The organism is Aestuariispira ectoiniformans, from assembly GCF_025136295.1.
GTDB classification, from domain to species: domain Bacteria; phylum Pseudomonadota; class Alphaproteobacteria; order UBA8366; family Aestuariispiraceae; genus Aestuariispira_A; species Aestuariispira_A ectoiniformans.
In genome coordinates, this window is the sequence record NZ_CP062788.1 from 2375649 (window position 1) to 2398950 (window position 23302).

Here is a 23302-nt window from a genome sequence, read left to right on the forward strand (position 1 = left end):
ATGAAAAAGAAACAGGGCCAGGCGGTCGATGTGTTGGCATTGACCGGCGCACAAGAGGGCATACTCCTGGAAACTGACTTGTCCGGAAATCCTGCGACATACGCCGGTCAGTCGGTTCTTGAGGTTGGTGCGGCTAATCCGGATCTGATCCAGGAGGCAGTTGATATATTGATTGCGCGGCATGAGGGGCTGCGCACGTCTTTTCACTGGAAAAAACTTTCCCGCCCTGTCGCCGTCGTGCATGAGCATGCGGAAATAACACTTGTTCGTAATGACTTGAGCGATGTGCAGGATGCGGAACTTGAAGCAAAGCGCCTTTTCGCTGATGACTTGGAACAGGGCTTTGATTACACGGAGCCGCCGCTCCTGCGCGTCCGCCTTGTCCAATTGTCACCGGATCGGTCGCTTTTCGGTCTGACGACACATCATGTTGCCCTCGATGGCTGGTCAACAGCGCTTGTTCTCGCGGAATTACGTGAAGCTTATGTAAGCCTTGCAGAGACCGGGACGGCATCCTTTTCCCGCCCTGTCCCGCCGCGGTTAAGGGCCTATGCCGCCTGGTTGTCGGATCGCGAGGATATGGCGGATTTTTGGCGCGAAACCCTGGCGGAGGTTGATTTGCCGACGCCACTGCCAATAGCGTCGGGGGCAGAAGGGACAGGCAGTGATGAGCTGGAAGAATCAGTTGATAGCGCCGTAGCCGCCGATGTCGATGCCTTTTGCCGACAGGCGAGAGTGACCCGTGCGGCCTTGGTTAATGCGGTCTGGGGGCTGACGCTTGCCACTTACGCGGGGTGTGAAACCAGCGTTCATGGTCTCGTCGTCTCGGGACGGCCTCCGGAAATCGAAGGCTCGGAAGGGATGGTCGGCATGTTCGTCAACACAGTCCCTCTTAGGGTCGACGTGGCCGGAAATCGTGATTGCGCGGCTTTTGTGTCAGGAGTGCAGGCCCTCATGACGCGGATGAAGGATGCGGAGCATGCATCGCTATCGGACATCATCCGGGCTGCGGAAATCGACAGTGGAGAACCGTTTGCATCAATCGTGGTGGTACAGAACCACCTCGCAACATTTGACCGTGGTGGAAACGAAAACTCTGTCGCACAAGGGTGGGCACGGGAAGAAACGCATTATCCTTTGGCTCTGGTGGTATCGTCTTCAAGGATACTCAACTTCCGTCTGGCATATGATTGCGGTCGTTATTCCAAGGCTGATGCCCGGCGGCTGCTTGACTGCTTTATGCATCTTCTGGCTGCAGTAGTCGCGGAGCCGGACCGCAGTCTTTTGCAATTGAATCTCACCTCGGATAGGCGGTCTGATCCAACTGCGTCATCGGGCGCGGAAGAGGTATTTCCCGGTCATGATCGCCGGCTTGAGGATTTGGTGCTGTCACAGGCAGCGTCGACCCCCGATGCGGTTGCGGTGATTTTCGGGAAGGAAGAGAAAAGCTATGCATCGCTGGGCAACGGGGTACGGTCCCTGTCGAAGCACCTGGCTTGCCAGGGGATCGGCCGGGGAGACATTGTCGGTGTCCTGATGGAGCGTTCTCTGGAGATGCCGGAGGTTCTGCTGGGGATCATGGCATCGGGGGCGGCCTACCTGCCGCTGGACCCGGACCTGCCGGACGATCGCCTTGCCTATATCGTTGAGGATGCGGATGTGGCAGCGGTCGTCGAGCCGTCGGCCCTTGTTTCCCGTCTGCCGGAAGGCAGGCGGGCCGTGGTCCTGGACCAGCCGGGGGAGGATGGCCCGGCGAGGCCGGGTGCGCGGTCGGCGGGAGGCCCGGATGACGCAGCCTATGTGATCTATACCTCGGGCTCCACGGGGCGTCCGAAAGGGGTCGTGGTGCCGCATGACGGTGTTGTGAACCGGATTCTGGCCCTGCAGTCGGATCATTGTCTGGCCGCTACGGACCGGGTTTTGCAGAAGACACCGTTCAGTTTTGACGTTTCCGTCTGGGAGCTTTTCTGGCCGTTGGTCACGGGGGCCGGTCTGGTGATGGCCAGGCCGGGCGGGCATCGTGACCCGGCCTGGCTGGCAGAAGAGATTGCCCGCACGGGTGTGAGCGTTGTGCATTTCGTACCATCGATGCTGCGACAGTATACAGCGCAGGCGCCTGTCTCACCGGGCGTGCGGCTTGTTGCTTGTACTGGTGAAGTGCTGGGGCCGGATCAGCCTGCTGCGGCGCGGTCTGTTTTTCCAGAGGCGGAAATCCGGAATTTCTACGGTCCGACGGAAGCCTCGATCGAGGTTAGTTCCTGGCGGTGTGAGCCGAAAGCGGAAGGACCTGTTCCGATTGGCCGTGCGATAGCCAATCTCCGTCTTTACGTGATGGATGCGCATGGGCGGGTCCTTCCGGACGGGGCGTGTGGTGAATTGGTTGTGGCGGGCCCCTGTGTGGCCTCGGGTTATCTGGGGCGGCCCGGTTTGACGGCGGCGCAGTTTGTGCCGGACCCCTATGGGCCGCCGGGCGCGCGTGCCTATCGAACCGGTGATCTGGTCCGTCGCCGTGGGGATGGCGCATTGGACTATCTGGGCCGGAATGACGGTCAGGTGAAGGTTCGCGGTCACCGGATCGAGCTTGGCGAGGTCGAGGCTGCCATGGCCGCAGTGGATGGAGTGCGGGAAGTGGCCGCCATTGTGCGGGCCGATGGTTCTGATATGGCGCGGCTTGTTGGCTATGTGGTTGGTGGCCCCGGCCCGTCGGCGGTGGCAGAGGAGATGTCGCGGCATTTGCCGGGTTATATGATCCCCACGCCCATCATTGAACTGGACGCCATGCCGATGACGGCAAGCGGCAAGACGGACCGCAAAAAGCTTCCAGCGCCCGCCAGCGCATTGCAAACAGTGGAAATAGAGCCGCCGCAAGGTGCGACTGAAGAAGCATTGGCGGAAATTGTTCGGGAGACTACGGGCGTTGAACGGGTAGGCCGTGACATGGAGTTTGTCTCCTTAGGGGCAAATTCTATTGATCACATGCGTATAGCCAGCCTGATCCGCCGCCAGTTGAGCGTTGATATTGCGCTGAGGGAGGTGTTTGAGTCACCGACAGTTGCAGCGCTGGCGCGGCGGGTAGAGGCGGCGCAGTCGGGTGATGGGGAGGTCGAGGCGCGTTTGACGGTGCAACCCCGTCCTGACCGCCTGCCGCTTTCTTTTGCACAGGAACGCCTGTGGTTCCTCGACCAGCTTTCGGTGACGGGGGCGGCCTATAACATGCCGATAGCCCTGCGTCTGGAAGGCCGGTTGGAGATGGCCGCGCTGGAAGCGGCCTTTGCAGGACTTGTTGCCCGCCATGAAACGCTTCGCACCCGGTTTACCGCCGGACCGGCGGGGCAGCCGGAACAGCATGTCGATGCGCCGGGGGCGGTATGTTTTGACCACCGTGACCTGTCGGGAGAGACGGACCCGGATGCCGCCGCGCGTGCGCTGATTGATGTTGAGGCGGTCCGGTCCTTTGACCTGGCGGAAGAGCAGCCGCTGCGGGTTCTGTTGATGCGGCTTGGCGCTGACCGCCATGTCCTGCTTGTGACCCTGCATCATATTGCGGCTGATGGCTGGTCGCTGGGCGTGGTGGTGCGCGATCTGACTGCCCTTTATGCCGAAGCCGTTGGCGGTCCGGCAGCGGCCTTGCCGGGGCTGCCGGTCCAATATGCCGATTATGCCCTGTGGCAGCGTGACCGGCTGTCGGGTGCCCGGCTTGACGCTGAGCTGGACTGGTGGCGGGGACGCCTTGAAGGAGCGCCAGTGCTGGACCTGCCAACGGACCGGCCCCGTCCGCCGGTACAGGATTTTGCCGGCGCAACCATACCGGTGCATCTGCCGGTGGAATTGATGGACGGGCTTTCTGCGCTGTCCCGTCGTGAGGGAGCAACACTCTTCATGACGCTTCTGGCCTCCTTCAGTGTGCTGCTGGGTCGGCATGCGGGCCAGGAGGATGTGGTTGTGGGGGCGCCTATTGCGAACCGCACCCGGGCGGAGACGGAGGACCTTGTCGGCTTTTTTGTGAATACGCTGGCGCTTCGGACGGAGCTTTCCGACGATCCTGATTTTGTGACCCTGCTGGGCCGTGTCCGGGATGAGACGTTGGCGGCCTATCAACATCAGGATGTCCCTTTTGAACGTCTGGTCGAAGCCCTTGCCCCGGCGCGTGACCTGTCCCGTCATCCGTTGTTCCAGGTGGCGCTGGTTCTGCAGAACGCACCGGGCGAGGCCCTGCATCTGGATGGGTTGACGGCGGAGGTGATGCCGCGGCGGTCAACGGGAGCGAAATTCGACCTGACGCTGTTTTTATCGGAAACGAAATCCGGTTTGCGTGGCCGCGTGGAATATGCATCCGGGCTGTTTGATGCACGGACGATGACGCGCCTGATGGCCCGCTTCGAAACCCTGCTGACGGCCATCCTGGAAAACCCGGGAAAACCCGTCGGGGACTATCCGCTCTTGGCGCGAGACGAGGTGGTTCGTCAAAAAGTTATAGGCCGGGAGGCATGGGATAACCCCTATCGCCTGCATGATCTTGTTTTTGCGGAGGGAAGGGACGATCTGGTCGCGCTTGACGATCATGGTCGAAGGCTGACCTTTGCAGCGTTGCGGGATCGTGCCGAACAGATCGCCGGTTGCCTGCAGAAGGAAGGCGTTGGTCCTGATACCGTTGTTGCGATCTGTGCAGGGCGTTCAGCCTGCGCAGTGGCGGCAATGTTAGCGGTTTCCCGTGCTGGCGGTGCATTTGTTTTCCTGGACCCGTCCAGTCCGCCGGAACGTATCGCCCAGATGGTGGAAGATGCCGGTGTCGGATTGGCGCTTGCTGACGACGCAGGTCGTGCGGTCTTGCCGTCAAACCTGATGACGCTTCCTCTTGATGTGACCGGGGACGCAGTACAGGACTGTCCCGCACATCCCGATAATCTTGCTTATGTCATTTATACCTCTGGTTCCACGGGCAGGCCGAAAGGGGTGTTGGCACACCACCGGGGGGCCGTGAATGTCTTGACGGCTTTGGTTGCTGAATACGCCATCGCGGAAGATGACGTCGTACTTCAGGTTCCAACCTTTACCTTTGATGCGTCAATTCGCGATATCTTCGGCACCCTGGCCGCTGGCGCGCGGTTGGTGTTGAGCGATAGCGAGGAGGCGCAGTCGCCGGAGGCGCTGTGCGATTTGATTGACCGGCACGGTGTTACGGCAATCCTTTCGATCACACCCGCCCGGATGGCGGCATTGGCGGCGGCCCGCACGACCAAAGAACCGTCGGCATTACGTCTGGTTCTGGTGGCTGGCGAGCCGCTTTCTTCGGAGACCTGTCGGGCCTTCCGGGCTGCCTTCGGCTCAGATATTGAGATCGTCAACCAATATGGTGCGACTGAATGCACGATGGCATCGACGGCCTATCGGGCTCCGTTGACGAAGGCGGATGGCGCATTGTCGGTGGGAGATGGCGTCGCAGGGATGCATCTGGGGGTCTTTGATACAAAGATGCGTATGGTGCCGGATGGCGGTGTGGGTGAGGCCTATATCGGCGGTCCAAACCTGGCTCGCGGTTATCTTGGTAATCCCCGCCTTACTGCAGAGCGTTTCCTGCCTGATCCGGCGGGTTCCGGAGATCGGGTATATCGCACAGGCGACAAGATCCGCCGCAGGGGTGGCGTTGCCTATATACTTGGCCGACTTGACGAACAGGTGAAAATCAGAGGTCAGCGGGTCGAACCTGGCGAGGTCGAGGCTTATCTGACTAAATTGCCAGAGATAAGACAGGCTGTGGTCGTGCCCATGCAGGATGGCCAGGGCCTTGTCGGATATCTTGTGCCGTCAGGATCGCACAGGCTTTCGTCGGACAGCTTGCATGCCGTGATGCGCAAGCATCTGCCCCTCTACATGGTACCAGGTGCTTTTGTTTGGCTTGATGCGTTGCCAATGACAGTGAACGGAAAAACGGATGTGGCCGCATTGCCTGTTCCCAACCGAACGCGTGCGGATCTGTCGACAGGTTATGAAGCGCCAAGGACGGCGGTAGAAGAGCTATTGGCCGGCATTTGGAGCGATGTGCTGGATATTCCGCAGATCGGTGTGTCCGATGATGTCTTTGCGCTGGGAGCGCACTCGTTACTTGTAACCCGGGTGGTTAGCCTGATCCGCCGCCAGTTGAGCGTTGATATTGCGCTGAGGGAGGTGTTTGAGTCACCGACAGTTGCAGCGCTGGCGCGGCGGGTAGAGGCGGCGCAGTCGGGTGATGGGGAGGTCGAGGCGCGTTTGACGGTGCAACCCCGTCCTGACCGCCTGCCGCTTTCTTTTGCACAGGAACGCCTGTGGTTCCTCGACCAGCTTTCGGTGACGGGGGCGGCCTATAACATGCCGATAGCCCTGCGTCTGGAAGGCCGGTTGGAGATGGCCGCGCTGGAAGCGGCCTTTGCAGGACTTGTTGCCCGCCATGAAACGCTTCGCACCCGGTTTACCGCCGGACCGGCGGGGCAGCCGGAACAGCATGTCGATGCGCCGGGGGCGGTATGTTTTGACCACCGTGACCTGTCGGGAGAGACGGACCCGGATGCCGCCGCGCGTGCGCTGATTGATGTTGAGGCGGTCCGGTCCTTTGACCTGGCGGAAGAGCAGCCGCTGCGGGTTCTGTTGATGCGGCTTGGCGCTGACCGCCATGTCCTGCTTGTGACCCTGCATCATATTGCGGCTGATGGCTGGTCGCTGGGCGTGGTGGTGCGCGATCTGACTGCCCTTTATGCCGAAGCCGTTGGCGGTCCGGCAGCGGCCTTGCCGGGGCTGCCGGTCCAATATGCCGATTATGCCCTGTGGCAGCGTGACCGGCTGTCGGGTGCCCGGCTTGACGCTGAGCTGGACTGGTGGCGGGGACGCCTTGAAGGAGCGCCAGTGCTGGACCTGCCAACGGACCGGCCCCGTCCGCCGGTACAGGATTTTGCCGGCGCAACCATACCGGTGCATCTGCCGGTGGAATTGATGGACGGGCTTTCTGCGCTGTCCCGTCGTGAGGGAGCAACACTCTTCATGACGCTTCTGGCCTCCTTCAGTGTGCTGCTGGGTCGGCATGCGGGCCAGGAGGATGTGGTTGTGGGGGCGCCTATTGCGAACCGCACCCGGGCGGAGACGGAGGACCTTGTCGGCTTTTTTGTGAATACGCTGGCGCTTCGGACGGAGCTTTCCGACGATCCTGATTTTGTGACCCTGCTGGGCCGTGTCCGGGATGAGACGTTGGCGGCCTATCAACATCAGGATGTCCCTTTTGAACGTCTGGTCGAAGCCCTTGCCCCGGCGCGTGACCTGTCCCGTCATCCGTTGTTCCAGGTGGCGCTGGTTCTGCAGAACGCACCGGGCGAGGCCCTGCATCTGGATGGGTTGACGGCGGAGGTGATGCCGCGGCGGTCAACGGGAGCGAAATTCGACCTGACGCTGTTTTTATCGGAAACGAAATCCGGTTTGCGTGGCCGCGTGGAATATGCATCCGGGCTGTTTGATGCACGGACGATGACGCGCCTGATGGCCCGCTTCGAAACCCTGCTGACGGCCATCCTGGAAAACCCGGGAAAACCCGTCGGGGACTATCCAATGTCCATTCAGACGGACCTTGTGCACGAAAGGACGGGGCCTGCCGGTCCCCGTATGCGCATTGAAGAGGTGGTTTCAGGTATCCGTGACGCCTGTGGAGAGCGTATAGCGCTGGAAGACGGCGAAGACGTGCTGAGTTATGCGGAGCTTGTTTCCGCCTCGGATGCGCTGTCGGGCCGGATAGCGTCCGCCGGTGTGATGCCGGGACAGATTGTGGGCGTTGCACTTGAGCGATCGGCCAATGCGATCATTGCACAGCTTGCGGTCCTGCGGGCGGGAGGAGTTGTCCTGCCGCTCGATCCAGACTATCCGCCGGAGCGTCTTGAGGGGATGCTGGCGGACAGTGATGTGCCGCTGGTGCTGTCAGATACGCGCCATCAGGGGTTGGCAGGCGGTCGTCCGGTGCTGTTGGTGGATGAGGCAGACATAAATGCTGAGGATGTTGCGCCGCCGCCGCGTTTGAAAGGGCTGTCAGGGGCGCCTGCTTACGTGATCTATACCTCCGGCTCTACGGGGCGTCCTAAGGGGGTAATGGTGCCCCATGAGGCGGTGACGTCGCTTTTCCTGGAACGGGAGGTGATGAACTTCGGCCCGGATGATCGGGTGATGCTGGCGTCGCCCCTGGCCTTTGATGCCAGCCTGATCGAGATCTGGGGCGCCTTGCTGAACGGCTCGCGGCTTGCGGTGTTGCCTGCCGGTCCCTTTGATCCGGACGCATTGTCGGAATTTGTTGCTGATGCAGGTGTGACGGTGGCCTGGCTGACGGCAGGGCTTTTGCGGGGATATCTGGAACGCGATCCGTCGGCCTTTGCAGGTTTGCGGTTGCTGATGTCAGGCGGGGACGTATTCCCGACCCATGGCCTTTCGGATTTCATGGCGGGGCTGCCGAATGTGCAGTTCGTCAATGGCTACGGCCCGACGGAATGTACGACCTTTACGGCAATGCACCGACTGGATTTTGTCCCTGAGGCAGGCTCTGCGGTTCCAATCGGCCGTGGTGTTGGCGGGCGTCGTCCGGTTGTCCTGGACCGGTCGATGCGTGCGGTGCCGCCAGGGGCACCGGGAGAGCTTTATGTTGGCGGGCATGGTCTTTCGCTGGGATACCTCGGGCAGCCGGGGCGAACGGCGGAAAGCTTCCTTCCGGACCCTGCGGGCGGAGGTGGGCGTCTGTATAGGACAGGGGACCGTGTCCGTTTGCGGTCTGATGGGGCGTTGGAATTCCTGGGCCGGATCGATGCGCAGGTGAAGCTGCGCGGTTTCCGGGTGGAACCGGGTGAGGTGGAGGCGGCCCTATGTGCACTGCCAGCGGTTGGAGACGGCGCGGTGGCGGTCCGGCGGGACGGCGAGGGGGCTGCGACGCTGGAAGGGTTCGTGGTGCCGGTCTCCGGTGTCGGGACCGATGCCCGGTCATTGGAACAGGCATTGGGAGAACGTCTCCCGTCCTACATGGTGCCGCGGATCACATTGGTGGAGAGCCTGCCGCTTGACGCCAATGGCAAGGTCGACCGCCGCAGTCTTGTCTCGCGATTGCCTGAGCGGGTTGAGGAAGCAGGCGAAGCCCCGCATGCAGGTCTTGAAAAGACGCTGGCGGAAATCTGGCAGCGGGTTCTTGGGCGTTCGGATATTCGCCGCGCGGATGACTTTTTCTCCCTCGGCGGGCATTCGCTGCTGGCGATGCGTGTTGCCACGACGGTCACGGCGGAGACCGGCCACCCGGCAACAGTGCGTGACATCTTCGAATATCCGACAATCGAGAAACTTGCCCTTCATCTGGCGGCGGCCAATCAAAATGACGAGGTAAAGCGGTCCTCGGGCATTCTGCCTCTTGCGCCTGGCCACGGCCTGCCAACCTTCCTGATCCACCCTGGTGGTGGTGGGGTAGGAGCGTATCGCAGGCTTGCCGGGTTGTTGGACGAAGGGCCGGTTTATGGTGTTTTCGCCGGCGGGTTGGAATTTGGTACCAAGCCTCTGACTTCCATTACAGAAATGGCAGATTCTTACGTGGAACAAATCCGTCAGGAATGTCCGGTGGGACCCATACGTCTCGGGGGATGGTCCTTTGGCGGGGTCGTTGCCGTGGAGGTTGCGCGACGCCTTGGTAGTGCTCGTGTTGTTCAGCTTGTGCTGATTGACCCGTCGCAAGTAGCCGATACACCGCGACCGGCGCCCACCCAGGAAGCGTTGGACATCGCATTCGAAAAGAACGTGGCCGGCCTCGCGAAATTGGCACTGGGACATGTGGAAGAAGACGCGGAGGCAATCGCCAGGGCGCGTGACGTTTTCATCGCTAATGTGACAGCGCTGGTTGCACATTGCCCGGAGGCCTATTCAGGACCTGTAACAATCCTGTTCGGCGAAGACAGCCCTGCCATTTCAGCATCGAGTGTTTGGCAAAAATTGCTGCCGAACGGCTTTATCCGGGTCTTGCCGGGTGACCACTATACCTTGCTGACCGGCGAAGCATTGGTTGGGGTTGCAAACAGCTTTGCGCGGTCAAGTACCGCCGCAGAATGATGAGGGGAAACGCAATGTGGAATCCTAGTCGTTATCATATCATTCTGGCGGGCATTGGCGGTGATGCACATTCGGTTGGATTGATTTTGTTGCGTCAGGCCTTACAGCTCACCGGCTATCAGGTTCATTATTTGGGAACGCAGAACCGGATTGAGGATGTGCTGGAAGTAGCACCGGGCGCGGACGCGGTTCTTTTGTCGTGCATGGATGGGCATGCAGGGCATTACCTTAAACCGTTAGTGCAGCACAGACTGAATGATGAGGAGGAAACCGGGCCGCTTTGGTATCTGGGGGGCAACCCGTCAGTTTTGCCTCTAGCCCGTGCCCGACGTGTATTTGCGGAGATGGGGTTCAAACGCGTCTATCTGGGGTTTGTGGACCTTACGGCTTTCCTGGAGGGGCTTGCCGAAGATCTTCATAACCGCGTCCCGTCGGGTGGGCCAGCGGCACGAATTATGCCTGAGCGCAATGCTGCTTTTCTGGCGATTGCTGATTGGTTGCTGCACGATGTGGACCATGATTTGCAACGGCGGGAAGTTTTGCTTGGCTGGCCAACCGGCGCGGCTGCAAATGATTTCAACGATAATGCCTCATTCCTGAAAACCTGCCCGTCACTGGCATTGGCGCAGTCTCACGCGGCGCGGAAGGGACGTCCGCTAGTGCAGCCGCGTGCGGGCGTGGCATTGGCCGATGATCAGCAGCGCCTTTTCCACCGTTTGAGGTGTGGAGGTGCTGACGTCCTGTCCTATCAGATTGACTCGCTGACACGGAATAACCGCTATTCGGAGGCAGAAGAGGGGATTGCCGAAAGCCGTCAGTGCGGGCAATCGACATTGAATGGCTTTCCGTTGGTCAATCATGGTGTGGATGCGTTGCGGCGTATTGCACGTTCTGTACCGAGACCGTTGCAATGCCGTCACTCGACACGGGACCCGCGGCTTCTCGCAGAACTCTGTTATGCCGGTGGCGTTACGGCCTTCGAAGGTGGGGCGATTTGCTACAATCTGCCATATTTCAAGGATTACCCTTTGGCAGAGGCTATCCAGAACTGGCGCTATGTGGATCGGCTGACGGGCCGCTACCTTGATCGCTACGGCATTGTGATTGACCGGGAATTTTTCGGGGTTTTGACGGCCACATTGATGCCTCCGTCAATCGCAATCACAGTTTGCATCCTCGAAGCCGCACTGGCCGTACGTCAGGGTGTCGGATCGGTTTCATTGGGGTATGCCGAACAGGGAAACAGAGTGCAGGATATTGCCGCCATTCGGGCAATTCCAGGTCTTACACGTAACTTTTTCAGGGCTGTGGACTTGCCGTCGGTACAGATATCTACCGTGTTTCACCAGTATATGTCGGCTTTCCCGGAGGATGAGGGGGCATCCATGCAGCTCATCCATGCGTCGGCCGAGACAGCAGCACTTTCGGGAGCAACAAGGGTTCTGACCAAGACAGCAGTAGAGGCCGTTCGTATTCCTACCGTCGAAGATAATGTTGCAGGTTTGCAAACCGTCCATCGTGGCATCGCATTGGCGGGGGAAGGACATTTCGAAGATGCCTCCGTTCGGATAGAGCAGCGCCTGATCGTAGAGGAGGTGTCGGCAATGTTGGATGCTGTTCTTGTACTGGGGAGCGGGGATGTTGCTGTCGGGTTGGAACGTGCATTTGCCAACGGGAATCTGGATATTCCGTTCTCCCCGAGTGTCCACAATGCGGGCCAGGTGGTAACGGGACGCGATATTACTGGTGCCGTGAGGTTTTTGTCTTGTGGAAACCTGCCGCTATCCCGTGAAGCAAAACAATTTCATGAGGAATGCATGGCGGAGCGTCGCCGACGCGATTCTGTTCCAATAGCGGAAAGCTATCGGATCGTGGAAGATGATGTACTGGCCCTGCCCAGAGGACGTGTTCCGCGTTGGCCGCTGTCTGAGCGCACAATTACGGGTTTTGACCCTGACATGGGGCTTACCACAGCCGTATTCTCCTGACCGAAGGATTAAATACAGATGATCGGAATCCTTGGCGGGATGGGCCCGCTGGCCACCGTCGACCTTATGTCCAAGCTTATTGCGTTATCCGGTGCGGAAAACGATCAGGATAACTTACCTGTTGTCGTTTGGAGTGATCCTCGCGTTCCGGACCGCAGGGCGGCCCTCCTTGAGGCGGGAGCGCCTTCACCTCTGCCGGTGATGTTGCAGGGGATTGCCGCATTGGAAGCCGCAGGGGCAACCCTGATCATTATTGCCTGCAACACGGCGCATGCCTGGTATGAAACGATGGCAGAGACAGCCAAGGTACCCATCCTGCATATTGCAGATTCAGCCTGCGATCAGCTTTGTTCGAGCCTCCCGGAGGGTTCGAGGGTGGCGGTGATCGCGACCCATGCCACCCTGGTGACAGGGTTCTATCAGGAGAGGCTTGAGCGGCGGGGGATGAAAAGCCTGGTCCTTGATGACGAGGATACCCATACACATGTGCAATCTGTGATCGCCTGCGTAAAGCGTGGGGATATTGCCGCCAGTTACCGGGATATGACCGTTGCTCTGGACAAGTTATTGGCAAAGGGGGCTGATGCCGCATTACTTGCATGCACGGAATTGCCGCTCGCAGTACCGCCCGAAGGACACGCCCTTCCGCGTTTTGACGCAACAGAGGCGTTGGCGCGAGCGGCGATTGACTATTTCCGGGATATCTCTGCTTGTCCGACTTTGCCTACGGGGCAGGCTGTACAAAGTGTCATGCAGGAACGCCTGCTTCCGCGATAAGCCGTTCGATTTCTGACGTCATGCTCGACAAGGCATTCTGGAAATAGAAATGTCCACCGGGAAGCGTGCGGCTGCCCAGGAAATGTCTGGAATGTCTGGCCCAGGCCTCAAGGTCTTCCGCACTGACTTCAGGATCGTCAATGCCGCCGATGCTGGCCAAGGGAACTGGTAGGGCGGTGTCTTCCGAATAGCGATATGTTTCACACGCGCGAAAATCGCGTCGCAAGGTCGGGCGCACGAAATCCATCATTTCGCTATTTTCCAGAACCTCTTTCGGAGTACCGGAATAGGCGGCGAGTTCTGCGTCAAAGTCGTTGTCGGACAGGGGATGCAGCATGCGGCGGTCAAGGGGCTGATGTGGTGCCCTGTGGGCGGATACGATCATGAGATGCGGTAATCGCGCATTTTTCCTGATTAATGCACGTACCGCCTCGAATGCCATGAGCGCGCCCATGGAATGACCGAAAAGGGCATAGGGTTTTGTCTCGGACGCGATTTGCGAGGCAATTCGCGCTCCCATCTCTTCGATAGACAGGGTCTCAGGGGCATCGAGATAGGGGCGGCCCTTGTCTGGCGTGTCGAGGGGAACAGCCTCAGCAATCTCGGACAGCGCCTCCGGCCAGGCCCCATAGGAACGGGCGGAGCCGCCCGCAAAAGGTAGAAGATAAAGACGCATAAATTCTATCCCTCATTTGCGACTGCCGGTCGGCGTACCAGCATACGTTGGTTGGGTTTGTCAGATTCGATTTTGCCATAGCGAAAGGTGACGATCCGGTCGGCTACGGCGAAGTAGTCATCGTCATGAGTGACAACAATCACGGTTTTTCCCTGCGCCGCGAGTTCAGGAAGGAAGGTGAGATAAAAGACCTCCCGGAATGCCGGGTCCTGATCGGAGGCCCATTCGTCGAAAACAACAATGGGTTTGTCATCAAGCAAGACGACCAACAGTGCCAGGCGTTTGCGCTGTCCCGTCGACAAGGCTGTGGTCGTGGACAAGACGCCGTTTTCAAATTTGACCACGCGTTCCAGTTCAAGGCGTTCCAGATGGCGTGCCGCAGCATCGGCCAACTCGTTGACCTGTCCTTCGGGAGCGGGCGGATAGGCATCGAAGACATGATAATCACTGAATACGCCGGCAAAATGCTGACGGTACCAGTCAATGTTCTCGCTGCTTACGGTCTGGCCGTTGAGCCTGATTGTGCCAGCCTCTGATTCATAAAGACCCGTGATGACCTTGGCGGCCGTCGTCTTGCCAGAGCCATTGCCACCGACGAAAAACACGATTTCGCCGGGCCGGAAGGCGATGTCCAGCGGGCCGACATGAAACTCATGATCTGTAGTCTCGGCACTGCCATAAGTATATTCAAGCGCCTCAACAGCGAAATCCTCGACCGGTCCGTGGTTCTCAATTGGTGGTAAAGGTTCGCGGCGATGCAGGTTCTCGCCCAGGACACCAAGCTTGTGCAGACGTTCAATGGATACACGTGCCGACGTCAACATCGAGACGAACTGTACGATGCTTTCGATCGGGGCAGGCAGATAGAGGACGATGACCGCGAATTTGGTCAAAACCGCGCTGTCTATTGGCGTGAAACGTGGGACGACAAAGACGATCACACCAAGGCAAACGAAATAAAGCACCTGGCTCAATGTCAGCCCGGTCGTGGAATAGATCGCACCGGCAAGTGATTTTCGAAAATGCTTGTCCAGGATATCCGTGAAGGAGGTCTCGAAAAGATGACGCTGGCGATGGGTATTGAAACGCAATTCCTTCACGCCGCGGGTCATGCCTCCCGTCAGGTCGTAAAGACCATCCCTGGCATTTCGTGCGTCACGTTGGGCGTTCGTCGCAAGCGCAATCAGCCAGCGATAGCAAAGAACGCCCAACACCAGGACTCCCAACAGTGCGGCCAGTCCGTATAGGGACACAAAGCCCAGATAGATCAGGGCGCCGATGAGAACAATGATCTGGCCCAGGAAGTTCGGCAGGCCCGAAAGTCCGGCGCCGATGCGTACAACATCGTCAAAGACCAAGGCCATGACCCGGGGGACGCCGAGATCCTCAATCCGTTTGAGAGGGAGGCTCAGAATATTGCGGGTGAGGTTGTAGCGAATGCGGGCGATGGCGCGCATTGACAGCCAGTCGAGCAGGTTTCGCGACACCAGACGGCTGAGGACCAGGAGCAGGATTGCACCCATGAACCAAAGTCCGGCGGGAAAGTCGCTTTGAAGGTCGCCAGCCAGTTCCTGACCAATCAGACGCAGCGCAAAAATGGTTGCCCCTGCCGCCAAAAGAACCAGTGCCGTAAGAGGCACGACTGCCAGGCCGCAGATACGCATCAGAAGTAAAGTAACACTCACGAAAAGTCCTCCGAGCGCCGGACAAACGGCGTTTTATCTGGATTGTCGCAATCTGTACTACCCATGCGGGCCCACCGTGACAGGCAAAGCCCATGTTATTGTGTGCTTAGCTCCCGGGGAGGAGGCAGCTATGGTCTCTCAATAACACGCTATAGTGGTGAACCTCAACCGATACCTCACGCTATATTGCATGGTATCATAGTAACTTAATAAAGGCGGTCTGGTGATAGGAAGGTGAGGGGAATGAGGGGGCGCAGTTTCAAGTCGTTCCTGCTTTGAGGTCTGCCGCCTTGCGATCTCCCTTCAAATGATGCCGCAGGTCATTTATCGGCCGTTCAATATATTTGTAGGAAAGCCAGGAGAGGATCAAAACGACGATCAGGCCGACCACGATCATGATCGATGAGGTCACTGCATCGACATTCAGGAAGTCCTTGCCTGTTTCTGGATTCTTCGCAATGGGGAAATGCAAGACAAAGCGCAGGATCTGGGTGATCGTCCACCATGCAAAATTATGCCACATATAAATACCGTAGCTGATCGTGCCCAAAAACACGAGCTGGCGATTGCACAGAATTGCCTTGGGCAGGGTAGGGCCGCTGCGGAAAAGCGCGAGGATTGTCGCCGAAAAGAGCAGCGGAAACAGGATGAGCGGGAAGTCACCCTTAAAGGTAACCGCCACGGCGCTGCCAATCAGTAGAATTGTACCAACGCTGCCGGGAATTTTGGGGGCGAGGCGGCGACCGACCAGATAGACAACATATCCCAGATAGAAGGCATATATGCAGCGAATGATCGCAAAGCCGGTCATCGCACCGGCTGTATTGGTTATATGAAGGGTAATTGCCGCTGTGACGATTATAAGTGCATTTACAATAATTTTTGACCTGCGGCTTTGAAATAGAATTAATAAGATGCCAAAGACAGCATAGGTATAGAATTCCGTCGATATCGACCAGCTTGGTGTATTGAATGTCAGATTTTGTTCAAATAATGCCTGAGTCAGAAAAATATTATTTAGAAAAGCACCAAGGTCATTACTGCTAAAGGCAGCATTGTATGCCTTGATTCCAGTTTTTTGTTCGAAGGCGTATTTTGCTAGTTCAATAAAAAGAAATAATATTAAAGTAACGAAATGTAAGGGATAGAGACGCAGAAAGCGTTTTGCCTGAAAAATACATAAAGACTTAAAACAGGTTATTTTTGTTTCATAATTATAGGCTATTACAAAGCCGCTTAATACAAAGAAGAAGTCCACCATCAGGTCGCTGTTGGCGACAAAGGTATTGTTGGCGAGGGGGGAGTTTATGGCGAAATGGGCGTGGAACAGCGTCACGGCTATCGCCGCCAGGCCCCTAAGTGATTCCAAATATAGAATCTTTTCCCCCTGCATGGATATGTCTCTCCGCCCTCTGATTGAACCCGATAGTCTCTGCCTGTCTCGCCAGGCCCCGTGATATGAGGTATTTTCTATTTAATTAAAAAACAACTAAAATCATTGATTTAATGATGTGGTTTTCGTAATGGTATTTCATGTAACTTATTGTTGCTACCAATTAAAAGTTGTCTCCTAATAAAACGAAAAAATTCGTTTGGCTTCGGTTTGAGGTGGCAGACTGGGCTATGTGACGAATGTCGACGATGTTCGCCATATGAGAGGGAAGTTGATATGGAGCAATCCGCCGATCAGATTTTCGCGGATTTGGATGGCACCCTGATTAGAACAGACCTCTTTTACGAGGCCGTTCTGCAGTTCGTGAAGCAAAATCCGCTCAACATCTTCCTCGTTTTCGCCTGGCTGTTGAAGGGGCGGCCCTTCGTCAAAGAAAAAGTGGCGCAGGCGATTGAGCTGAATGTTGAGAGCCTTCCCTATGAAACAGAGCTGATTGACTACCTGAAAGAACAGCGCGCGCAGGGGCGACAGGTTATCCTGGCGACGGCGGCGCATCATTCCTATGCGGAGAAAATTGCCGATTTCCTGGGGTTTTTCGACGCTGTGATCGCGACACGTGCCGGTGTGAACATGAAGGGCGCGCGGAAATTGGCCGCCATACAGGATTTCGCCGGAGAGCGCCGGTTCACATATGCCGGTGACAGTTCCGCAGACCGCCCCATCTGGAAGTGCGCCCGGTCCAATATTTTCGTGAATGCCCCGATGCGAGACGTGCGGGCGTCCGAGGCCGGTGGGAAGGCGGAAAAGCACATTCAATCGCGACCGGCGGTGCTGCGCGCCTTTATCCGCGAAATGCGGATTCACCAATACGCGAAGAATGCATTGGTTCTTGTGCCGCTTTTCACGTCGCACAGCTATCAATCCCTGTCTGCTGTTATCACGGCCCTGATAGCCTTTCTATCGTTCAGTATTTGCGCATCGGGCGTTTATTTTCTGAATGATCTTCTGGATGTGCAGGCGGACCGCAAGCATCCCCGCAAATGCAAACGCCCCCTGGCCTCCGGGGATTTGTCCATCCCTGTTGGCGTGATTGGCGCATTGGGGCTGCCGTTGGTGGCGTTCGTGCTGGCGATTGTCTTCCTGCCATGGCTGTTTGTCGCCGTTCTGGCCGGATACTATCTGCTGACCAACATATACTCCTTCTACCTGAAGCGGGTATCCACGGCGGATGTGATGACGCTTGCCGTCCTTTACACCCTGCGCGTGGTCGCAGGTGGTGCGGCATTGGGGATCAGCCTGTCATCCTGGTTGATGGGCTTTTCGATCTTCGCCTTCGTCAGCCTGGCCTATCTGAAAAGGTATGTGGAGGTCGCCGGGTTGGCGGATGGCGTGGACAAGGCCGCCGGACGTGGCTATGGCGCGGAAGACAAGGAAGCCATGTTCAGCCTGGGCGTTGCCAATATGTCTGCGTCCGTGCTGGTCCTGGCGCTGTATATCAACAGCGAGGTTGTAAGCGGAATCTACAACAGCCCCCAACTGCTCTGGCTTTTGTGCCTGCTGATGCTTTACTGGGGCAATCGGCTCTGGATCGGTGCACGTCGCGACAAGATCGCGGATGACCCGGTCGTTTTCGCAATCAGGGACAGGGTTAGCCAGTGTGTGGGGATTTGCTTCATACTGGTAACCTTACTCGCACGGTATTTGACGTTCTAATTTGGGGTTTTCGGAATGACGTTGTCGATTTTGGGGTTAATCCTGTTCACGGTCACCTTGTCAGCCTGCGCGCAACTCGCACTGAAATGGGGTGTGGGGCAGGCGCGTTTCGATGACGCGATGCATAACGGTATTGTGGACATTGCGATATCCGCGCTGATGTCACCTATGATCTGGGTCGGACTTGCGATCTATGGGTTAAGCGTGGTCATGTGGCTTTGGGTTCTGTCCAAGGTGGACCTGTCGGTGGCTTATCCGTTTGTCGGCGTAAGCTTTCTGGTGACGCTGGCCTTTGGTGCCTTCATCCTGAATGAGGCGGTGACGCCTGGACGCATTCTGGGAACCGTCCTCATTGCCGCAGGCTGCATCCTCGTAGGGAAGTCTGCATGACAAACTCCACCAGCCATTCTGACAGTGCCGCCGTCATCGTCGGAACCCTTGTTTTGGGGCTGGCGGTTGTTTTTCTCTTTGTTTCAGGAGCCCCTTCCGGAGGGGCTTTTTCGTGGCCGGATTCCCCGCGACATGCCCTGAACGGGGCCTTCGTGATGGATCTGATCCGTGACATGCCCTATGCCGATCCAAAGGGGTATGCGTATAACTATTATTCCCAATATCCCGCCCTTACGATCCTGTTCTATCCGCCGTTGTTTTCGTTCATTCTGGCACCCTTTTACGCCGTTCTGGGGGTGTCGCAGAATACGGCCCTGGTAGTTCTGGGGCTTTTATATTTTGCCATGATTTGGGGCGTCTATGCGCTCGCAAGGTTGTGGTGTCGGAATAGTATTGCGCTTGTGGCCGCGTTGATCTTTGCCTTCTTGCCAGAGATCAGCTATTGGGGCCGTCAGGTCATGCTTGAGATACCGGCCTATGCGATCCTGGTCTGGAGCGCCTATGCATTCTGCATGCATATCCGCAGCGGTCGCGTCAGTTTGCTGTATCTGGCGGTGGCCCTCCTGGTACTTAGCCTCTACACCAAGCTGTCTGTGGCCTTTGTTGCATTTCCCTTCCTCGTGACGCTGCTGTCCGCCCGCGGCCTGTCCTTGTTCCGGGATTGGCATAGCTATGTCATTGCGGCGCTTGCGTTGGTCGGGATGGTCCCTCTGGTGGTGCTAACGCTGGAGTTCGGGCAGGCGAACATTCAGTCTGCTGCCGGTATTGCGGATTCCCAGGTTTCCCGTACGTCATTGGAGGCGTGGCTCTGGTATGCGCAAAGATTACCGTCGCAGATGGGCTGGGCCGGTTTCCTGGCGGCTCTTGGCGGGGTGGGGACTGCCGTGGCGATGAGGCGGTCGCTTGCCGTTTCCCGGTTTGAGGCAATCTTTTGGGGTTCCTGGTTTGTCGCGGGCTATATCTTTTATTCTGCGGTGGACTTGAAAGAAGCACGCCACAGCATTTTCCTGTTGCTGCCTGCGGGGCTGTCCATCGGGCTTCTGGGGGAATGGCTCTGCCAGCGGCATAGATGGGCCGGTATTGCGACCGTGGGCGTGGTATTGGTTGCTTCTGTCGCGACGACAACTTTGCAGCGTCCGGTGCATTATGTGGCGGGATACCGGGAAGTCGTTGACTATGTGGCGGCCAAGGCGCCTGCCAACAGCAATATTCTGTTCTCTGGATATCGTGACGGTTCTTTTATCTTCAATATGCGGGCACACGCCGACCGCAAGGATGTAAGCACGATACGTGCAGACAAACTGCTTCTTCGGATATCGGTGCGGCGCGAGCTTGGCGTGGAAGAAAAGGACTACACCGAGGCCGAGATCGACAGTTTGATTGATAGTTTGGGCGTTCACTATGTTGTCGCCCAGCCGGATTTTTGGACTGACCTGAAGCCAATGGCCAAACTGCAATCCCTGCTGCACAGTGACCGGTTTGAAGAGGTCGCACGCTTTAAGATGCAGGCCAATTATCATGCGCAGGAAAAGGAACTGGTGGTCTATCGGAACCGTGGCGAAGTCGCGGAAGGGCCAATCAACATTTCCAATGAGCTGCCGATTGTGGGGCGAACGGTTTCGGGCACGATCTCCGGCGACTGAGCAATCTTAAGGCTGTAAATGACGATTGCCTGTCTTTTTGGAGGGGCTCCTGATTGATGCGATTCGCCCTGGTGGAATCGCAGGCGGGACGGCGTGTCTATGCCGGTTCATAAATGGATTTTCTGTTCTGTTTTAATTTTTTTTGAAATTTTTTTTGCGGCCAATCCCTTGTAACAGGCATGTTTTTATCGCAAAAACGACATCAATCGGCTTCTTCGCGCCTGCGGGTGGTTGCGCCTCTCTTTTTTAATTGAACGTGCTATCAAAATAAAACATCCTTAGACTACTAAGAAGGCAGCGAATAAGCCGACCGACAAATAGAACTGGGAGATATCTCGATGTCCGATGAACTGAAATTCTTCAGCCAACAAGCCGCGCGCGGGTTGGTTACGCGCCGCGATTTTCTGGGCCGTGCCGCCGCGCTGGGCGTGGCCGCACCCTTTGCGACGACCATGCTGAGCCGTGCCGTTCAGGCTGCCGGACCGAAAAAGGGCGGTGATCTTGTGTTGGGTCTGCAGGGCGGCAGCGCGACAGACAGCCTTGATCCGGCAGCTTTCCTGAGCGACATGCCCACGGTGTTCGGTAAATGCTGGGGTGAAACCCTGACTGTTACGACGCCGGACGGCGGTGTTGCAGGTCAACTGGCTGAATCCTTCGAGGCAACCGACAGCAGCGCCAAGGTCTGGATGTTCAAGCTGCGCAAAGGTATCAGCTTCCACAACGGCAAGGAAATGGATGCCAATGATGTGGTTCAGACGCTGAAACGGCACAGCAGTGACGATTCGAAGTCTGGCGCTCTTGGTATCATGAAAGGCATTGCAGATATTTCCGCTGACGGCTCTCATGGTGTCGTTATCACTATGAAAGAAGGCAATGCCGACCTGCCGTATCTGATGTCCGATTACCATCTGATTATCCAGCCGAATGGCGGCAATGATGGCCCCGATGCCGGGATCGGCACCGGCCCCTATACAGTTGAGGTGGCCGAGCACGGTGTGCGTTATGTCGGTAAGAAATTCGACGGCCACTGGGACGATTCGGTCGGCCATGTGGACAGTGTGGAAATCCTGCAGGTCAACGATCCGACTGCCCGTATGTCCGCTCTGCAGTCCGGTCGTATCCATATGATGAACCGGGCAGATCCCAAAACTGTTCACCTGCTGGAACGCCTGCCGCATATCAAAGTCGAAAGCACGGCCGGTCGTGGGCACTACGTCTTCATCATGCATTGCAATACCGCACCGTTCGACAACAACGACCTGCGTCTGGCTCTGAAATATTCCATTGACCGTGAAGAAATGGTCAAGCGCGTCCTGAATGGTTACGGCTCTGTCGGGAATGACTTCCCGATCAACCAGGCCTATCCGTTGTTCCCGGACGACATTCCACAGCGCACCTACGATCTGGACAAGGCCAAGCACCACTTCAAGAAATCCGGCCACAGCGGTAAAATCCTTCTGCGTACCTCCGAAGTTGCCTTCCCGGGCGCAGTTGATGCCTCCGTCCTGTTCCAGCAGCAGGCCTCAAAAGCCGGGATCGAGTTGGAAATCAAACGCGAGCCGGGTGACGGTTACTGGTCCAACGTCTGGAACAAGCAACCGTTCTGCGCATCCTACTGGGGTGGCCGTCCGACCCAGGACCAGATGTATTCCACGGCTTACAAATCTGATGCCGACTGGAACGATACGCGCTTCTTCCGCGATGACTTCGACAAATTGCTGTCGGCAGCCCGCACTGAGTTGGACGAAGCCAAGCGTAAGGACATGTACCGCGAAATGTCGCTGATGGTCCGTGATGAAGGCGGTGCGATTATTCCGATGTTCAACGACTTCGTCGATGCCATGAACGACAAGGTTCAGGGCTATGTCAAAGACCCCTCCGGCCCGACCCCGCTGTCCAACGGATTTGCTCCGATCCGCGTTTGGTTGGCATAATAAGAAAATAAAAAAGTGGGGTTAATTACGGAAAGTGGGTTTTTATGACACTGTTATCAAACCCGTTATTCAGGATGATTGCCCAGCGCTTGGCGCTGGGCATACTCCTGCTGCTGGCGATATCGGTGGTGATTTTTGCCGGGACGGAACTGTTGCCGGGCGACGTTGCCCAAACCATTCTGGGGCAGTCGGCCACGGATGAGGCCGTCGCCAATATTCGCGCGGCACTCGGGCTCGATCAGCCTGCCTATATCCGGTATTTCGAATGGCTGGGTGGCATTTTCCAGGGGGACCTTGGTATGTCGCTGGCTAACAACCAGCCCATCGGCGAGATGATTGCCGGTCGTCTGGAGAATACTTTATTCCTGGCCATGTGGGCGGCCATTGTGTCCGTGCCGCTGGCTGTTTTACTGGGGATGATTGCCGTTCATTACCGCAACGGTTTCATCGACAAGCTCATTTCGATGAGTACCCTGGGGGCGATTTCCCTGCCGGAATTTTTCATCGGTTATCTGTTTGTCCTGTTCTTTGCCATAAACACGAACTGGTTACCGTCCATATCTTCCGTTTATGAAGGCATGCCATTTGGAGAGCGGATGCAGGCCATTGTCCTGCCTTGCGGCACGCTGACACTTGTGGTGTTGGCGCATATGATGCGTATGACGCGTGCGGCAATCCTGAATGTGATGTCCTCACCCTATGTGGAAACGGCGGAACTGAAGGGGCTTAGTCCCTTCAAGATCATTGTGCGGCATGCTTTCCCGAACGCGATTTCCCCGATCATCAATGTGGTGGTTCTGAACCTCGCCTATCTGGTGGTTGGTGTTGTGGTGGTTGAAGTGGTTTTTGTCTATCCCGGTCTGGGTCAGTTGATGGTGGACCACGTGGCAAAGCGTGATATCCCCGTGGTTCAGGCCTGTGGCCTGATTTTCGCCGCGACTTATATCCTGCTCAACATGACGGCCGATATCCTGTCCATTATCTCGAACCCGCGTTTGCGGCATCCGAAGTGAGGTCATC

At 57.2% G+C, this 23302-nt stretch carries 11 protein-coding genes; 8 read left to right on the plus strand and 3 right to left on the minus strand.

Translation table 11 applies throughout. The features are described from left to right. The 3 genes from IF205_RS11085 to cuyB are packed head-to-tail and all read left to right on the plus strand — an operon-like array spanning nucleotide 1 to nucleotide 12848. Nucleotides 1-10083 carry a non-ribosomal peptide synthetase gene (locus IF205_RS11085; RefSeq protein WP_259779431.1) on the plus strand — a complete coding sequence of 3361 codons (10083 nt, stop codon included), beginning with the start codon at nucleotides 1-3 and terminating at the stop codon, nucleotides 10081-10083. A 14-nt stretch (nucleotides 10084-10097) separates the two neighbouring features. After that, nucleotides 10098-12071 carry a methylaspartate mutase subunit E gene (locus IF205_RS11090; RefSeq protein ID WP_259779432.1) on the plus strand — a complete coding sequence of 658 codons (1974 nt, stop codon included), beginning with the start codon at nucleotides 10098-10100 and terminating at the stop codon, nucleotides 12069-12071. A gap of 18 nt (nucleotides 12072-12089) precedes the next feature. Next, complete coding sequence (gene cuyB, locus IF205_RS11095) at nucleotides 12090-12848, plus strand: cysteate racemase (protein ID WP_259779433.1); 759 nt, start codon at nucleotides 12090-12092, stop codon at nucleotides 12846-12848. On the opposite strand, the gene IF205_RS11100 is transcribed toward cuyB, so the two are convergent. The 3 genes from IF205_RS11100 to IF205_RS11110 all read right to left on the minus strand — a co-directional run bounded on the left by IF205_RS11100 (nucleotide 12820) and on the right by IF205_RS11110 (nucleotide 16602). Next, entirely contained in the window at nucleotides 12820-13524 is a 705-nt protein-coding gene (locus IF205_RS11100) for a thioesterase II family protein (RefSeq protein ID WP_259779434.1), read from the minus strand. The genes cuyB and IF205_RS11100 overlap by 29 nt on opposite strands. Nucleotides 13525-13529: 5 nt before the next feature. Beyond that, entirely contained in the window at nucleotides 13530-15209 is a 1680-nt protein-coding gene (locus IF205_RS11105) for a cyclic peptide export ABC transporter (RefSeq protein WP_259779435.1), read from the minus strand. A 259-nt stretch (nucleotides 15210-15468) separates the two neighbouring features. Further along, entirely contained in the window at nucleotides 15469-16602 is a 1134-nt protein-coding gene (locus IF205_RS11110) for an acyltransferase family protein (protein ID WP_259779436.1), read from the minus strand. Between the two features lie 276 nt (nucleotides 16603-16878). On the opposite strand from IF205_RS11110, the gene IF205_RS11115 reads away from it, so the two are divergent. The 5 genes from IF205_RS11115 to IF205_RS11135 all read left to right on the plus strand — a co-directional run bounded on the left by IF205_RS11115 (nucleotide 16879) and on the right by IF205_RS11135 (nucleotide 23295). After that, complete coding sequence (locus tag IF205_RS11115) at nucleotides 16879-18315, plus strand: UbiA family prenyltransferase (protein ID WP_259779437.1); 1437 nt, start codon at nucleotides 16879-16881, stop codon at nucleotides 18313-18315. Between the two features lie 15 nt (nucleotides 18316-18330). Further along, nucleotides 18331-18705, plus strand: a complete 375-nt coding sequence (locus tag IF205_RS11120; protein WP_259779438.1) for a DMT family transporter — start codon at nucleotides 18331-18333, stop codon at nucleotides 18703-18705. Next, complete coding sequence (locus IF205_RS11125) at nucleotides 18702-20348, plus strand: glycosyltransferase family 39 protein (protein WP_259779439.1); 1647 nt, start codon at nucleotides 18702-18704, stop codon at nucleotides 20346-20348. Before IF205_RS11120 ends, IF205_RS11125 begins: the two co-directional genes overlap by 4 nt. A gap of 338 nt (nucleotides 20349-20686) precedes the next feature. Further along, entirely contained in the window at nucleotides 20687-22282 is a 1596-nt protein-coding gene (locus tag IF205_RS11130; RefSeq protein WP_259779440.1) for an ABC transporter substrate-binding protein, read from the plus strand. A 44-nt stretch (nucleotides 22283-22326) separates the two neighbouring features. Continuing rightward, the gene (locus IF205_RS11135) at nucleotides 22327-23295 is read left to right on the plus strand and encodes an ABC transporter permease (RefSeq protein WP_259779441.1); all 969 of its coding nucleotides are present in this window, start codon (nucleotides 22327-22329) and stop codon (nucleotides 23293-23295) included. Nucleotides 23296-23302: the final 7 nt, after the last annotated feature.

Bases quoted from the DNA above. Each gene is read 5' to 3' on its own strand.
- IF205_RS11110 (WP_259779436.1), bottom strand. From the start codon at position 16,602: ATGCAGGGGGAAAAGATTCTATATTTGGAATCACTTAGGGGCCTGGCG.
- cuyB (WP_259779433.1), top strand. From the start codon at position 12,090: ATGATCGGAATCCTTGGCGGGATGGGCCCGCTGGCCACCGTCGACCTT.
- IF205_RS11120 (WP_259779438.1), top strand. From the start codon at position 18,331: ATGACGTTGTCGATTTTGGGGTTAATCCTGTTCACGGTCACCTTGTCA.
- IF205_RS11090 (WP_259779432.1), top strand. From the start codon at position 10,098: ATGTGGAATCCTAGTCGTTATCATATCATTCTGGCGGGCATTGGCGGT.
- IF205_RS11100 (WP_259779434.1), bottom strand. From the start codon at position 13,524: ATGCGTCTTTATCTTCTACCTTTTGCGGGCGGCTCCGCCCGTTCCTAT.
- IF205_RS11085 (WP_259779431.1), top strand. From the start codon at position 1: ATGAAAAAGAAACAGGGCCAGGCGGTCGATGTGTTGGCATTGACCGGC.
- IF205_RS11130 (WP_259779440.1), top strand. From the start codon at position 20,687: ATGTCCGATGAACTGAAATTCTTCAGCCAACAAGCCGCGCGCGGGTTG.
- IF205_RS11115 (WP_259779437.1), top strand. From the start codon at position 16,879: ATGGAGCAATCCGCCGATCAGATTTTCGCGGATTTGGATGGCACCCTG.
- IF205_RS11125 (WP_259779439.1), top strand. From the start codon at position 18,702: ATGACAAACTCCACCAGCCATTCTGACAGTGCCGCCGTCATCGTCGGA.
- IF205_RS11135 (WP_259779441.1), top strand. From the start codon at position 22,327: ATGACACTGTTATCAAACCCGTTATTCAGGATGATTGCCCAGCGCTTG.